Annotated in this window: 14 protein-coding genes and 1 tRNA gene; 7 read left to right on the forward strand and 8 right to left on the reverse strand. The window is 64.5% G+C overall.

What is annotated here, in order from left to right; translation table 11 throughout:
• Nucleotides 1-97 precede the first annotated feature (97 nt).
• The 3 genes from CMASS_RS03130 (at nucleotide 98) to CMASS_RS03140 (ending at nucleotide 3,820) form a co-directional block, all read left to right on the forward strand.
• Nucleotides 98-1,522, forward strand: a complete 1,425-nt coding sequence (locus CMASS_RS03130) for an NCS2 family permease (protein WP_022862899.1) — start codon at nucleotides 98-100, stop codon at nucleotides 1,520-1,522.
• A 156-nt stretch (nucleotides 1,523-1,678) separates the two neighbouring features.
• The gene (locus tag CMASS_RS03135; RefSeq protein WP_240482781.1) at nucleotides 1,679-2,983 is read left to right on the forward strand and encodes an aspartate aminotransferase family protein; all 1,305 of its coding nucleotides are present in this window, start codon (nucleotides 1,679-1,681) and stop codon (nucleotides 2,981-2,983) included.
• 18 nt (nucleotides 2,984-3,001) lie between these two features.
• On the forward strand, nucleotides 3,002-3,820 hold the full coding sequence (locus CMASS_RS03140; RefSeq protein WP_022862897.1) for a TrmH family RNA methyltransferase: 819 nt from the start codon (nucleotides 3,002-3,004) through the stop codon (nucleotides 3,818-3,820).
• Here CMASS_RS03140 and CMASS_RS03145 read toward each other — a convergent pair.
• The 3 genes from CMASS_RS03145 to serC form a co-directional block, all read right to left on the reverse strand.
• Nucleotides 3,793-4,656: a DUF6928 family protein gene (locus CMASS_RS03145; protein WP_022862896.1), complete on the reverse strand. Its 864-nt coding sequence runs from the start codon at nucleotides 4,654-4,656 to the stop codon at nucleotides 3,793-3,795. The genes CMASS_RS03140 and CMASS_RS03145 overlap by 28 nt on opposite strands.
• 33 nt (nucleotides 4,657-4,689) lie before the next feature.
• Complete coding sequence (gene sepH, locus CMASS_RS03150; RefSeq protein WP_022862895.1) at nucleotides 4,690-5,769, reverse strand: septation protein SepH; 1,080 nt, start codon at nucleotides 5,767-5,769, stop codon at nucleotides 4,690-4,692.
• 70 nt (nucleotides 5,770-5,839) lie between these two features.
• Nucleotides 5,840-6,976, reverse strand: a complete 1,137-nt coding sequence (serC, locus tag CMASS_RS03155; protein WP_022862894.1) for a phosphoserine transaminase — start codon at nucleotides 6,974-6,976, stop codon at nucleotides 5,840-5,842.
• 77 nt (nucleotides 6,977-7,053) lie between these two features.
• Between serC and CMASS_RS03160 the strand changes: the two genes are divergently transcribed.
• From CMASS_RS03160 to CMASS_RS03175, 4 genes are all read left to right on the forward strand, one after another.
• Nucleotides 7,054-8,346 carry a citrate synthase gene (locus CMASS_RS03160; protein WP_022862893.1) on the forward strand — a complete coding sequence of 431 codons (1,293 nt, stop codon included), beginning with the start codon at nucleotides 7,054-7,056 and terminating at the stop codon, nucleotides 8,344-8,346.
• A gap of 199 nt (nucleotides 8,347-8,545) precedes the next feature.
• Nucleotides 8,546-8,905, forward strand: coding sequence for an FKBP-type peptidyl-prolyl cis-trans isomerase (locus CMASS_RS03165; RefSeq protein ID WP_022862892.1), 360 nt, complete (start codon nucleotides 8,546-8,548; stop codon nucleotides 8,903-8,905).
• A gap of 33 nt (nucleotides 8,906-8,938) precedes the next feature.
• On the forward strand, nucleotides 8,939-9,811 hold the full coding sequence (locus CMASS_RS03170; RefSeq protein ID WP_022862891.1) for an aldo/keto reductase: 873 nt from the start codon (nucleotides 8,939-8,941) through the stop codon (nucleotides 9,809-9,811).
• A gap of 9 nt (nucleotides 9,812-9,820) precedes the next feature.
• Nucleotides 9,821-10,939 carry a hypothetical protein gene (locus CMASS_RS03175; protein ID WP_022862890.1) on the forward strand — a complete coding sequence of 373 codons (1,119 nt, stop codon included), beginning with the start codon at nucleotides 9,821-9,823 and terminating at the stop codon, nucleotides 10,937-10,939.
• 3 nt (nucleotides 10,940-10,942) lie between these two features.
• Here CMASS_RS03175 and CMASS_RS03180 read toward each other — a convergent pair whose 3' ends face one another.
• The 5 genes from CMASS_RS03180 to CMASS_RS03200 form a co-directional block, all read right to left on the reverse strand.
• Nucleotides 10,943-11,995, reverse strand: a complete 1,053-nt coding sequence (locus tag CMASS_RS03180; protein WP_022862889.1) for a DUF1906 domain-containing protein — start codon at nucleotides 11,993-11,995, stop codon at nucleotides 10,943-10,945.
• 190 nt (nucleotides 11,996-12,185) lie between these two features.
• A tRNA-Arg gene (locus CMASS_RS03185) sits at nucleotides 12,186-12,258 on the reverse strand.
• A gap of 56 nt (nucleotides 12,259-12,314) precedes the next feature.
• Nucleotides 12,315-12,605: a mycoredoxin gene (locus CMASS_RS03190; RefSeq protein WP_022862888.1), complete on the reverse strand. Its 291-nt coding sequence runs from the start codon at nucleotides 12,603-12,605 to the stop codon at nucleotides 12,315-12,317.
• A complete protein-coding gene (locus CMASS_RS03195; RefSeq protein ID WP_022862887.1) occupies nucleotides 12,606-13,142 on the reverse strand; it encodes a dihydrofolate reductase in 537 nt (178 codons plus the stop codon). It abuts the gene before it with no gap.
• A 2-nt stretch (nucleotides 13,143-13,144) separates the two neighbouring features.
• Entirely contained in the window at nucleotides 13,145-13,954 is an 810-nt protein-coding gene (locus CMASS_RS03200; protein ID WP_022862886.1) for a thymidylate synthase, read from the reverse strand.
• Between the last annotated feature and the right edge of the window lie 2 nt (nucleotides 13,955-13,956).

Consider the following 13,956-nt stretch of genomic DNA (forward strand, 5'->3'; position numbering starts at 1 on the left):
AGGGCCGCTCGGTGGATTTTGTGAATTCCCAGCAAACAGGGAGACTGGGGTACGGCAAAATCAATACACCTCCTGGCACTAGGTAAAGGGGCTATCTATGGGCGCGGCCTTAGATCGATTCTTCACAATCTCCCAACGCGGTTCGACAATCGGGACTGAGGTGCGCGCGGGAACGGTCTCGTTCTTTGCGATGGCCTACATCATCCTGCTCAACCCGCTCATCGTCGGCACGGTGGAAGATGTCACCGGGCACGCGCTGGGAACCACCCAGGTCGCCGCCGCCACCGCGCTCATCGCCGGCCTGATGAGCATCATCTTCGGCGCGATTGCTAACTATCCCTTCGCCTTCGCGGCCGGGCTGGGCGTCAATTCGTTCGTCGCCGTGACCTTGGTAAGCACCGAGGGGCTGACCTGGCCCGAGGCCATGGGGCTTGTGGTCCTCGACGGCATCATCATCGTGCTGTTGGCGGCTAGCGGTTTCCGTTCCGCGGTCTTCGCAGCCATCCCGAACTCCATGCGCGCGGCCATGGGCGTCGGCGTGGGCATGTTCATCGCGATGCTTGGCTTTGTCGATGGCGGCTTTGTCACCCGTGTGCCCGACGCGGCCGGCACCACGGTTCCGGTCGGGCTGGGCATCAACGGATCCATCGCCTCGCTGCCCACCCTCATCTTCGTTATCGGGCTCATCATCTGCTCGTTCATGGTCATCCGGAACATTCCGGGCGGCCTGTTCATCGGCATCGTGCTCACCACGATCATCGCGATGATTCTCCAGGCGGTTTACGGCACCGGATCGGCGGCGGAGGAGACCGGCGGCTGGGGCATGGCCGTGCCGGAGATCCCGAACTCGCTCGGCGGGCTGCCGGATCTGTCGATCGTGGGCAACGTCAGCCTCTTCGGCGCGTTCACGCACATCGGCGTCGTGGCCACCACGCTGCTTGTCTTCACCCTCGTGCTCACCAACTTCTTTGACGCGATGGGCACCATGACCGCGCTGGGCAACCAGGCCGGCTTGATGGACGAAGACGGCAACCTGCCGGGCATGAAGAAGGCCCTGGTGGTCGAAGGTTTCGGCGCGGTCGCCGGCGGTATCGGCTCCACCTCGTCGAACACCGTCTTCGTCGATTCCTCGGCGGGCATTGGCGATGGCGCGCGCACCGGTCTGGCCAACATCACCACCGGCCTTTTGTTCCTCCTGGCGATGTTTTTCACCCCGTTGTATGAGGCCGTGCCCATTGAAGCCGCCTCGCCCGTCCTGGTCATCGTGGGCGTCATGATGACCACCCAGATCGTCAACATTGAGTGGGACAAGCTCTACATCTCCATCCCGGCGTTCCTCACCATCGTGGTGATGCCGTTTACCTACTCCATTGCCAACGGCATCGGCGTCGGCTTCATCTCGTTCACCCTGCTGTCTGTCTTCGCCGGCCGGGCGCGGAAGCTCCACTGGATCATGTGGCTCATCGCGGCGCTGTTCGTCCTGTACTTCGCGATGGACCCGATCATGCAGCTGGTGAATTAAAGTGGTGTGAATCACTTCTCGCTTGGTTAGTCTGATCCGTCAACAGTGTTGAACACAGCAGTGTTGAAGTGACCGGAGAGGAGACTGCCCGCGATAAGTGATTCACAGTCGCATTCCGCAGAAAAGTCCCGCGCCTACTACGAGAAGGCTGACCCGATCTACGCAGCCAGCTCGCACTTCAAGTGGCTAGACCTCGCAGTCGCCACGGCCCACGGCGCGACGGTCACCGATATTGACGGCAACGAGTACATCGACCTGCACGGCAACGGCTCGGTGGGCAACATCGGGCATTCCCATCCGCGGGTGGTTGAAGCCATCAAGGACCAGGCCGATCGCCTGGTCAACTACAGCGCGGCCTTCTTCTACCACGACCGGATGGTGGAGACCATCGAGAAGCTCGCGGCCACCACGCCGGGCGATTTCCCCAAGAAGGTCGCCTTCGGTACCTCCGGCTCGGACGCGAACGACGGCATGATGAAGTACGCCCGTGCATACACGAAGCGCACCACCGTGCTGACGTTTTCGGGTGCTTACCACGGCACCAGCTACGGCGCGCTGACGATGTCGACGTGCACGAGCACGATGCGCACCGGCTCCGGCCCGCTGGTCCCCGAGGTCCACACGATCCCGTTCCCGGACTTTTACCACAAGGCGCTCCCGGGCGAGACCGAGGAAGAATTCACCGACCGCTACTTCGGTTACGTCGAGGAAATGCTGGCCACCACCATCCCGGCGGAAGAGGTCGCGGCGGTGATTATTGAGCCGATCCAGGGCGACGCCGGCATCGTCAAGCCGCCGGTGCGCTACGTCCAGCAGCTGGCCGAGCTGTGTAAGAGGAACGGAATCCTGCTGGGCGTGGACGAAATCAACCAGGGGCTCGGCCGCACCGGCACGATGTGGTCCATCGAGCATTTCGACGTGGTCCCGGACTTGCTGACCACGGCCAAGTCCCTGGCCAACGGACTTCCGCTGTCGGCGGTTGTTGGCCGCGCGGAGGTGATCGATAGCCTGCAGGCCCCCGGTCACATCTTCACCAATGCCGGCAATCCGATCGCGTGTGCGGCGTGCTCCACGGTGCTGGACGTCATCGCGGAGGAAGGTTTGGTCGAGCGTTCCCGCGAGCTGGGCGAGTGGGCGAAAGCACGGCTGAACGAGTTGCAGGAGAAGCATCCGGCGATCGGGGACGTTCGCATGTACGGCCTCAATGGCGCGATCGAGTTGGTCAAGGATCGGGACACCAAAGAGCCAGACAGCGACGCGACGAACAAGGTGATGAAGTACTGCCACGAACACGGCGTCATCCTCATCACTCTGGCCGCCAGCGTCCTGCGGTTCCAGCCGCCGATGAACACCCCGAAGGAGCAGCTGGAGCAGGGGATCGCGGTCCTCGACGACGCATTCACAGCCCTGGAAAACGGCGAGATCGAACTGGACACCGACGAGGTACTGGGCTGGACCTAGCTACTAGCCTGGGAAGGCATGCAGCGAATCGCTATCGAGTCGGCCGCGGATCCGCGGCTTGACGATGTCCGGGACTTGAACCGCTCCGACCGCCACGGCCGCGACGCCACCGGCAAGGGGCTGGTCATCGCGGAAGGGCACCTAGTGGTCTCCCGGCTGTGCCGGTCGCGTTTCCCGGTGCGGTGCATCGTCGGATTCCCGAACAAGATTGACCAATTCATCGAGCTTCACGGCGAGCCGGACTGCCCCGTCTACGAGGTCAGCCGCGACACGCTCGCGGACGTCGTCGGCTTTGACATGCACCGCGGGCTGGTTGCCGCCGCGAGCCGGGCGCCGGAGCCGGAGGTCGCGGACATTATCCGCAATGCCCGCACCATCGCGGTGCTGGAGGGCGTGGGCGACCACGAAAACATCGGCGCGCTGTTCCGGAATGCCGCGGGGCTCGGGGTTGACGCGGTGCTGCTCGGGTCCGGCGCGGCCGATCCCCTCTATCGCCGCAGCGTGCGCGTCTCCATGGGCCACGTCCTGCTGACCCCGTTCGCCCACTTAGAAGGCGGGTTTACCACGTGGCAGCGCTCGCTGGCCCAGCTTGCCGATGCCGACTTCCGCCTCGTTTCCCTCACCCCCGACGAGGAGGCGGTGCACCTCGCCACGGCGCTGGCCGGTGCGGAGAAGGCGGCGCTGCTCGTCGGCGCGGAGGGGCCCGGGCTGACCGAGCATGCGATGCGCGCCACCCATGTGCGGGCGCGGATCCCGATGGCCGCCGGTACCGACTCGCTCAACGTGGCCACCGCGGCCGCCGTGGCGTTCTACGAGCGCCAGCGGTCTTTGACCTGACCGACCCGGCGCCCGACCGAGCCGAGGAAGCGGCCGGTCACGCGACCAGCTCGCTGCACCGCATGCGCCAGGTCTTTGAGGCTTTCCGTGGTGCCGGTGTCATCGCCTGGGCCCTCGTAGTCGTCGTAGTCGCCGTTGCCCGGGCCGATGCCGAGTTTTGCCGCCGAGTGGCTGGCCAGCTCGTCGGTGGGCTTTGGGGTGCGCTTTTTCGGTTCGTCGACCTTGGGCTCCGGCCGGCCGTCGGTGGCGTAGCCCACCACGTGGAGATCGGGGCCTTCCGGACCAATTTCCACGCCCAGCCAGTACGTTTGGGCGGCCTGCATCAGCTTTTCCGGTTCGAAGGGAAGGGCGATTCCGCCGAGCTGCTCGCCGTGCTCACCCGCCCAGAATGGGCCCTCGAAAGGTTCGGGCAGCCCGATGTCTTCCAGGCTGTTGTAGCGGCTGGCGCAGAACGACCGCTTGAGCTCGCCGGCGTCCCAGTGCGCGAACGCGGCGTAAGTGGAATTCGGGTCCTCGGCGAAAGCGAAGACGTGCTCGGCCGGGGCGGCGCGCAACAACAGGGGAGACAGCTCCGAAAGACGGGTGGCCTCCGCGGTCACCACCGTCTGGACGACCGTGACGCCCGGGTAGCCGCCGATGTAAAACTCGCCGGCATCAGCCTGCGCCGAGCGGTTCAAGGGGAATTGGCCGATGGGGGTAATGGGAAACGCCGGGTTGAGCTGGGCGAGGTACTTGCGGCCGTAGCCGCGATCCGCCTTCGGCTCCGCCGCGAGGACCTCGCCGGGGTTGTCCGCGGTGACGTACCAGAGGTTGAGGACTGCGCTTTCACATTCCACGGCCAGGACACTCTCCTCTACTTGCGGGGGGGACTACTTGCGGGGGCGCTTGGTGTTGGTGCGCACGCCAAGCAGCACGTCCTCCCAGTGCGGGGTGACGGCCTTGCGGCGCCGCTTGGACGGCTTCTTCGCCGGATCTGGGTGCTGGAGGAAGTCCTCCTCGCCTTCCGCGTCCGTCTCTTCGACGCGCGGGATGTCGTCCCGGGTGTCCGCGAGGTCGTCGTCTTCCTGGTCGTAGAACTCGGACATCGGCTGGGCGGTGGCCTCGCCCGGGTGATCGCCGTCGATGGCCTCGTCGTAGCGCGCACCGCGGCCGACCGAGGTCAGGCTGCGGACCGGCTGGACGAAGTCGGGGTCGACGAGGTCAGCCGCGACCGAATTGCGGGCCTCCACCGTGGCGTTGGAGGTGCGGTTTTGCTTCAGCGTCCACTCGGCTTCGTTTTCGCTCAAACCGGCGGTCCAGGTCACGCGGACGACCCAGGGCTCGCCCTGCTGGCGGTAGGCGGTCCACTCGGCCTCGTTGAGCGAGTGCCCGCGGGCGGCGAACGCCGTGGCGAGAATCTCCCACAGCGTCAGGTCCGCCGGACCATCCTCGCGCACCGGGTGGGCCTGTTTGGCCAACTGGGCGATGCGCTCGCGCTCCAGCATGACCGGGTGCGCGAAGGCGTCGACGCGGGATTCGGCCACGCCCATTTCGTCGGCGAGCTCCGCCGAGGTCGCGCCGGCGCGGATACGGTTCTGGATCTCGGCCGGGCGCATCGACATCGCGTCCGACAGCGGGCGCGGAGCCTCTGGTGTGGGCGCGGGCACCGACTGCAGGGGGCTTGGCTGCGACGGGACATCGTCAGCCTGGGGCGTTTCCGCCGCAGGCTCCTCCGGCTCGGGTTCTTCCGGCTGTGGCTCGTCGTCCTCATCCGGCCGGCCGATGGCGTGCACCGGGCTGAGTTCGGGTTCGGTGCTGACGGTGGCGGCGGCAGAGTCGGTATCCGTGGATTCGGTAAGGAGGCTGCGCAGCTCCTCGTCGACTGGGAGGAAGAACTCCTCGCCGTTCTCATCGCGGAGGACGAGAGAGGAGGTGGTGGATTCGCTGTCGACCACGTACAGCTCGCGCATAAATCAGCGCTCCTTTTCCCAGACGTCTGCGGATAATGTGATGGGCTTTACTTTAACGCAGGCGTCGCCGTTACTGCGCTGCCACGCACCCCGAGTCCAGCACGTAATCAATGCACGCGGTCAGCTTGGCGATGTCCGCTGGCTCCACCGCCGGAAACATCCCGACGCGGATCTGGTTGCGGCCCAGCTTGCGGTACGGATCGATATCCCGTATGCCGTTCGCGCGCAGCGTGTCGATGAGCAGGCGACTGTCGATGTCTGTGTCTATGTCAATCGTGCCCACCGTGTGCGAGCGCGCCGCCGGGTCGGAGACGAACGGGGACGTTTCCGGGCGGTTTTCCGCCCACGAGTAGAGGATGTCCGCGGAGTGCTGGGTGCGCTTCGTCATCGCGGCGAGCCCGCCGGCGGCGTTCATCCACTCGATCTGCGCGGCCAGCAGGAGAAGCGCGGCTATCGGCGGGGTGTTGTACGTCTGGTTCTTGCGCGAGTTGTCCACCGCGGTCTGTAGATCCAGAAAGGCGGGGATATATCGGTCGCTGCGGGAGATCCGTTCGATGCGGTCCACGGCGGCGGGGGAGAGAAGCGAGACCCACAGCCCGCCGTCGGCACCGAAGCATTTCTGCGGCGAGAAGTAATAGGCGTCGGTGGCAGACACGTCGACGGGAAGGCCGCCGGCGGCCGAGGTGGCATCGACAAGCACCAGCTGGTCCGTCCCCGGCTGGGGCCGCGCCACCTTCACCATCGCACCCGTCGAGGTTTCGTTCTGGGCCCAGCACACCGCGTCTGCCTGCGGCGTCTGGGTGAGGGTGGGGGCGGTGCCGGCCGGGGAGTCGATGAGCTGAGGATCGTCGAGCCATGGTGCACGCTGCAACGCGGCGGCGAACTTGCGGGTGAACTCGCCGTAGACGTACGCGGCGGCGCGGCGGCGGACCAGGCCGAAGGCCGCCGCGTCCCAGAAAGCGGTCGCCCCGCCGAGGCCGAGGACCACCTCGTAGCCGGCGGGGAGGGCGAAGAGCTCGGCGAGGCCTTCGCGGATCTGCGCGATGAGGTTTTTCACGGGTGGTTTCCGGTGCGACGTACCCAGCACGGTGGCCCCACTATCGGCCACGGCGGCGACTTGTGCGCTGCGCACTTTGGACGGTCCGGAGCCGAAGCGGCCGTCGGCAGGCAGAAGGTGCGGTGGGATGCGTAGAGTGTGGGAGTTCATGTCGGGCGCGTCACAATCTTTGCTAGAGTCAGATCTGTCTGTAGACAGTTTTAAGCGATAGTGAGAAAGGATCGAACGTGGCTTCTGACAGCAATGACAAGGTAGTCCTTCAGTACCCGGGCGGCGAGTACGAGATGGACATCAAGCAGTCCACCGCGGGTGACTCTGGTTTCGACATCAGCAAGCTCCGTAACGAGACTGGCCTGGTTACCTTCGATCCGGGCTACTCCGCGACCGGCTCCACCGAGTCGAAAATCACCTTCATTAACGGTGAGGAAGGCATCCTGCGCCACCGCGGCTACGACATCGCGGACCTGGCGGAAAACGCGACCTACAACGAGGTCTCCCACCTCCTCATCAAGGGCCACCTTCCGAACCAGGAAGAGCTCACCGCCTTTAACGAGGACATCCGCCACCACACCCTCCTCGACGAGGACTTCAAGGCGCAGTTCAACATCTTCCCGCGCGACGCGCACCCGATGGCGGTCCTCGCGTCCTCCGTTAACATTCTGTCCTCCTACTACCAGGATCAGCTCAACCCGCTCGATTCCGAGCAGCTGGACAAGGCCACCGTCCGCCTGCTGGCTAAGGTGCCGATGCTCGCGGCGTACGCCTACCGCGCGTCCCAGGGCAAGCCGTACATGTACCCGGACAACTCCCTCAACCCGCGCGAGAACTTCCTGCGCATGATGTTCGGCTACCCGACCGAGCCGTACGAGGTTGACCCGGTCGTGGCCAAGGCGCTGGACAAGCTGCTCATCCTGCACGCTGACCACGAGCAGAACTGCTCCGCGTCCACCGTCCGCATGATCGGCTCCGCGCAGGCCAACATGTTCGTCGCCATCGCCGGCGGCATCAACGCGCTGTCCGGCCCGCTGCACGGCGGCGCCAACCAGGCCGTCCTCGAGATGCTCGAGGAGATCAAGGAAAACGGCGGCGACGCGACCGACTTCATGAACCGCGTGAAAAACAAGGAAAAGGGCGTCCGCCTGATGGGCTTCGGCCACCGCGTGTACAAGAACTACGACCCGCGCGCGGCGATCGTCAAGGACACCGCCCACGAGATCCTGGAGCACCTGGGCGGCGACGACCTGCTGGACCTGGCCGTCAAGCTCGAGGAAATCGCCCTCAACGACGACTACTTCATCCAGCGCAAGCTGTACCCGAACGTCGACTTCTACACCGGCCTCATCTACCGCGCCATGGGCTTCCCGACGGACTTCTTCACCGTCCTGTTCGCCATCGGCCGCCTGCCGGGCTGGATCGCGCAGTACCGCGAGCAGCTGGAGATGAACACCAAGATCAACCGCCCGCGCCAGATCTACACCGGCGAGGTCGAGCGCAAGGTTGTTCCGCGCGACCAGCGCTAATGAGGGCGCAGTAGCCCCTGACACGCCCGCTTTCCCGCGGTGGGGAGAGCGGGCTTTTTCAATGCATATAACCGCCAGGCGCTTATAAAGTTTGTGTATCGTTTGGTGGCAACATCGCCCATCTTTTTGCGGTTAGCGTCAGCTCTGAACTAGCCTTACCGCAGTTTCATACACGTTAAATCCAAGGAGAGTAAATCCCATGGAAAAACCTCAGATTGAAGCCCAGACTGGCGAGGCCCCCGCGGACCTAGTCGTCGAAGACATCGTTGTTGGTGACGGTGCCGAGGCGCAGGCTGGTGGGCAGGTTGAGGTTCACTACGTCGGCGCTGACTTCGAAACCAACCAGGAATTCGACTCCTCCTGGGACCGCGGTCAGTCCATCGAGTTCCCGCTGACCGGCCTCATCGCTGGCTGGCAGGAAGGCATCCCGGGCATGCGCGTCGGCGGTCGCCGTCGCCTGACCATCCCGCCGGAGAAGGCCTACGGCCCGGCTGGTGGCGGCCACCCGCTCTCGGGCCGCACCTTGGTCTTCATCATCGACCTGCTCGATGTGAAGTAAACTTCCTCCCCAACTCATCGCCGTTCGGGCACAATGGGGGACATGCGTAATGTCCCCATGCTCAAGCTGAACGACGATACCCTGATGCCCCAGCTCGGTCTGGGCACCTACAAGCTGACTGACGATGAATGCGTCACCGTGGTGCGCCAGGCAATCGAGCTGGGGTATCGGCGTTTTGATACCGCGTCGATGTACGGCAACGAGGAAGCGCTGGGCAAGGCCCTGCGCGAGGCGTTCGCGGCGGGTGATGTCGCGCGTGACGATGTTTTTGTCACCACCAAGCTGTGGAACGACCAGCAGGGCGCGGACCACGTGGACGCCGCGTTCGGCGAATCGATGAAGCGGCTCGGCCTCGACTACATCGACCTGTACCTCATCCACTGGCCGTGGCCGCAGGGCGGGCTCTACAACGAGACCTTCGAAGAGATGGGTCGCCTGCAGGGTATGGGCCAGGTGCAGTCCATTGGCGTGGCCAACTTCTACGAGGAAGTGCTGGACGATCTCATTGAGACCACTGGCATCACTCCGGTGCTCAACCAGGTGGAGCTGCACCCCGGTTTCACCCAGCCGGAGCTGCGCGCGTTCCATGACAGCCACGACATTGTCACCGAGGCGTGGGCGCCGCTTGCGCGCGGCGTCGTGCTCAACAACCCGAAAATCGAGGAGATCGCCGCCGCCCACGAGGTGACCACCGGGCAGGTCGTTCTGCGGTACCTGGCGCAGCACAACATCTCCATCATCCCGAAGACCTCGAGCAAGGAGCGCCTGGAGGAGAACCTGGCGTCCTTCCGCTTTGAGCTCACGGGCGAGGAGATGGCCGAGATTGACGCGCTGGCATCCGCGCCGGGCTTCGGGCGGATGTTTAAAGATCCGCGTGAGTTCCCTGGGGAATCAGCGAACGCTTAATATGGGTGCGTGGAAAAACCCAAGTCTCGCTCTCAAGCGTCACGCGTAAACCCGTCTGGTGTCACCCCGGCCGCCATCATGGCGGCCATTGTGGTGATAGCGCTCCTGCTTGCCGGCACCTGGTTCGTCGCCCGCGCGACTGCTCCGCGCTCCACTGACGCGGCGGTGGCTTCCCACGTGTCGGAAGAGCACTCGGGGAAGTCGGGGGAAAAGACCGCCCCGCGGCCCTACGACACGAGCCTCGTCGGGGAGGATCCCGCGGAGGCGAACGTGCGGACCACCACCGGTTCGCAGCTGAGTTACGTGCGGCTTTCCGATGGCGTGCGCATGGGCACCGCGAATGAGCGCTTCGCGCGGCCGGCGCTAAGCATCATCAAGTTGTACATCGCCGACTACGTTCTGCGCGAAGGGTCGGTGGAGGATAGCTACAAGGCGCTCGACATGATCGCGAACTCCTCCGACAAGGCGGCGGACAAGCTCTTTGAGAAGTACCCCGACTCCATCACGGAGACCGCGCGGCACTACAACCTGTATTCCACCACTGCGGGGCCGACGTGGGGCGAGTCGCTGACCTCCACCTACGACATGACGGAGTTCCTCGCCGCGTTGATGAAGGAAGACGAGGTTCACCCGATCCTGGTCGCGATGTCGAACGCCGATAAGGTCGCCGAAGATGGCTACGACCAGGACTTCGGCACGGCAAAACTCGACGGGGTCATTGGCACCAAGTGGGGCTGGTCGAACGACAAGGATCTGCACAACTCGGTGTCATTCGGCAAGGATTTCATCGTCGCCGCCGGCGTGTCTGGGTCCGCGGATGACCTGAGCAAACTGGTGGAAAAGCAGGTGACTAAGGATCACCTCAAGGAGGCCGAAAAGCGCGCCCGCGGCGGCTCGCACGAGATGGTGCCGCCGCTGCCGACCGTCACGTCGTCGGAGACAACGTCGTCGGAGTCTAAGTCGTCCGAGTCGAAGTCGTTGGAGTCTAAGTCGTCCGAGTCGAAGTCGTTGGAAACGACGTCTAAAGATGACAAGAAAGACAAAAACTCCGAGCCTTCCGACTCCAAGAAGAAAGAGGAGCCGAAGGACACGGAGTCTAAAAGCGCTGAGCCAAAGTCGAAGAAGTAGCGGCTAGAGCATCTGCTTGGCGATGATCTCCGCGATCTGCGCCGCTTGCTTCAGCTGCTCGTTGGTCACGGTGAAGCCGTTGTAGGTGATGCCGTTGGCATCGATACGCGGCAGGGCCACGCCGGCGGTGCCCGCCGCCTGGTTGGCCAGCCCGTTGATGACGTCGGCGTAGGCCGCGCTGCTGTTCGGGTCGAGTTGGGAGCTAAGCCCGTCCAGCGGGGACGTAGGAGCCGGGTTGTTCTGCGGTTTCGGCGCAGGCTTTGCGGGCTCCGGCTTCGGCGCAGGCTTCGGGGTATTAGTGGCTTGTCCCGGCGTCCACTGGCCCCAGTCGGACTGGAGGACGTCGTTGACATCGGCCACCACGCCATCGACCTTGGTCTGCTGGCCCTGCGGCAACTGGTGGATGTGCGCCTTCGGGTGAACCTTGCCGCCCGAACCCCAGTCGTGCATCCAGTAGAACGAGCCGATGCCGTCGGCGACGCACCAGTCCACCACGTTGTAGTTGCCGTACACGCCGGCCTGGAACCCGGCCGCCTTCAGGGCGGTCTCGAACGCCTTGAGGTAGGGGCGGATGAGCGAGTCGTATTCGCCGCGCGATGGGTTGTCATCAATGGCGATGTAGATCGGGCGTCCGGTGGGTCCACCTGCGGCCTTGTGGAATGCGATGGCCTGCGGCGCGTGCACCGCGGCACCGGCGGCGCCCTGCTTCCAGTCGGCGGTCTCTGCGCGACCGAACTGGTAAATGGAGGCGGTCTTCAGGTCGTGGGCGGCGAAGTCTTTGGTCTCTTTCAACGAGACCGGCTTGCCCGTCATCCACTCCGCGCCGGGGCGCTTAGCGGAGACGTAGCGGATGGCGCCGATGTGGCCGGCTGCCTTCACGGACGCTGCGGAGGGGACGCCCGCGGCGTAGTCGAGGATGGTGCCCAGCTTCGGGGCAGCCTGCGCTAGGGGAGCGCGCTGGCCTGCGACGGCGCCGAATGCGCCGACTGCGAGCGCGGCTGCGCCGGCTTTGAACAGGGAGCGGCGGTTAAACGCTGCGGAGCGAAAATTTTCCATGGTTTGAGTCTCCGGAGGTGGGAAGAGGCTGTTAACTGCAGTATCAGCCGTTAACTTTAGCAACTCCGGTATCACGGCGTGCAACGCTGCGGTGACCGGCCCTGGACACAAGAACGAGGTCGGGCGTACGTTCGCGGATTCTTCGGGGGGGGGATCGGCGCGGCCCGGGGGTGAAGGGGAGAGAAAATTGCGCCCCAGGACGGATTCGAACCGCCGACACCGGCTTTAGGAGAGCCGTGCTCTATCCCCTGAGCTACTGGGGCAACGGGGCTAGCGTACCGCAGCATCGCGGCAGCTAGATAACTGGCAGGGGATGAAGTTATTCCTCGCCGGTGAGCTCGCGCAGCTTTTTGCGCACCGCGGACGCCTCTGGGTTGGTGGCGTGCGTGCCGTCGGAATACAAGACGGTCGGGATGATGCGGTTGCCGTCATTGACCGACTCGATCCACGCGTTGATGTCGGCGGCGTTGTCGTCGGACTCGACATCGACAAGCGCGTAGGGCGTCTCGGTGCGGTCGAGGCGCTGCTTGAGCTTTTGGCAGAACGGGCACCATTCAGCGGCGAAGATGGTGACGTGCTCGGTGGTCTCAGGGGTCTGAATGTCGCTCATTTACGCGGCGTCCTTTCGCTCGTAGGTTAAAAATCGGTACTTCAAAGGGAGATCGCTCGGCGGCTGGTTCGGGATAGTGAGCCTGCCTTTTTCCGAGGTCAGCCAGTCGGAGTCGGCGCTGAGGCCAAAGTCATCGGGGACCGCGGGGGCGTGGACGGCATCATCGCCGTAGAGGCCGCCGATGTTGACGCCGATGAGCGTCATCTCGATGACGTCGACCATCTCGAGGGTGGCGTGGTACAGCTGCCCGCCGCCCATGACCCAGCCGGTGTCGATGTCGCTGGGGTTGTGCATGACCGTGGCACCAGTCGACCACTCGCCGGGCGCGCGGCTGGAGACCACGAAGTTGTCGCGGCCGGGGAGCGGGCGGAACTTAGCGGGGATGGACTCCCACGTGCCGCGGCCCATGATGACGGGCGCGCCCATGGTGACCTCCTTGAAGTGCCGCATGTCTTCCGGCACATTCCAGGGCATGTCGGTGCCGTCGCCGATGATGCCGTCGAGAGATTGTGCCCACACGGCGCCGAGGAAATCCATGGCTACACCGACACTTTCGCCTTGATGCCCGGGTGCGGGTCGTAGCCGACGATCTCGAAGTTGTCGAAGTCGTAGTCGAACATGCTCTTCGCCGGGTGGAGCTTCAGCTGGGGGTACTCGCGCGGGGTGCGCGAGAGCTGTTCTTTTACCTGGTCGAAGTGGTTGTTGTAGATGTGGCAATCGCCGCCGGTCCAGATGAGATCGCCGACGTCCAGGCCCGCCTGCTGGGCGAACATGTGCGCCAGGGCTGCGTACGAGGCCAGGTTGAACGGCACTCCGAGGAAGAGGTCGGCGGAGCGCTGGTAGACCTGCAGCGACAGTTTGCCGTCCGCGACGTAGAGCTGGAAGAGCAGGTGGCAAGGGAGGAGCGCCATCTGGTCGAGCTCGGAGACGTTCCACGCGGAGACGACGTTGCGGCGCGAATCCGGGTTGTTGCGCAAGGTGTCCAGCGCCTGTTGGATCTGGTCCACGTGTCGGCCGTCCGGGGTGGGCCACGAGCGCCACTGCACGCCGTAGACGGGGCCCAAGTCGCCCTCATTGTCAGCCCACTCGTTCCAAATGCGTACGTTGTTCTCCTGCAGCCAGCGCACGTTGGACTCGCCGCGCAGGAACCACAACAGCTCGCCGATGACCCCGTGGAAGTAGACCTTCTTCGTGGTCAGCAGCGGGAAGGACTCGCTCAAGTCGTAGCGCAGCTGACGGCCGAACACCGAGCGGGTGCCGGTGCCGGTGCGGTCATCTTTCGCCGTGCCGTTGTCCAGCACGTCGCGCAACAGGTCCTCGTATGGGGTAGCAATAGCGGCGGAATCCATGG

The sequence above is a fragment of the Corynebacterium massiliense DSM 45435 genome, from assembly GCF_028609805.1.
In the GTDB taxonomy this organism is placed as follows: domain Bacteria; phylum Actinomycetota; class Actinomycetes; order Mycobacteriales; family Mycobacteriaceae; genus Corynebacterium; species Corynebacterium massiliense.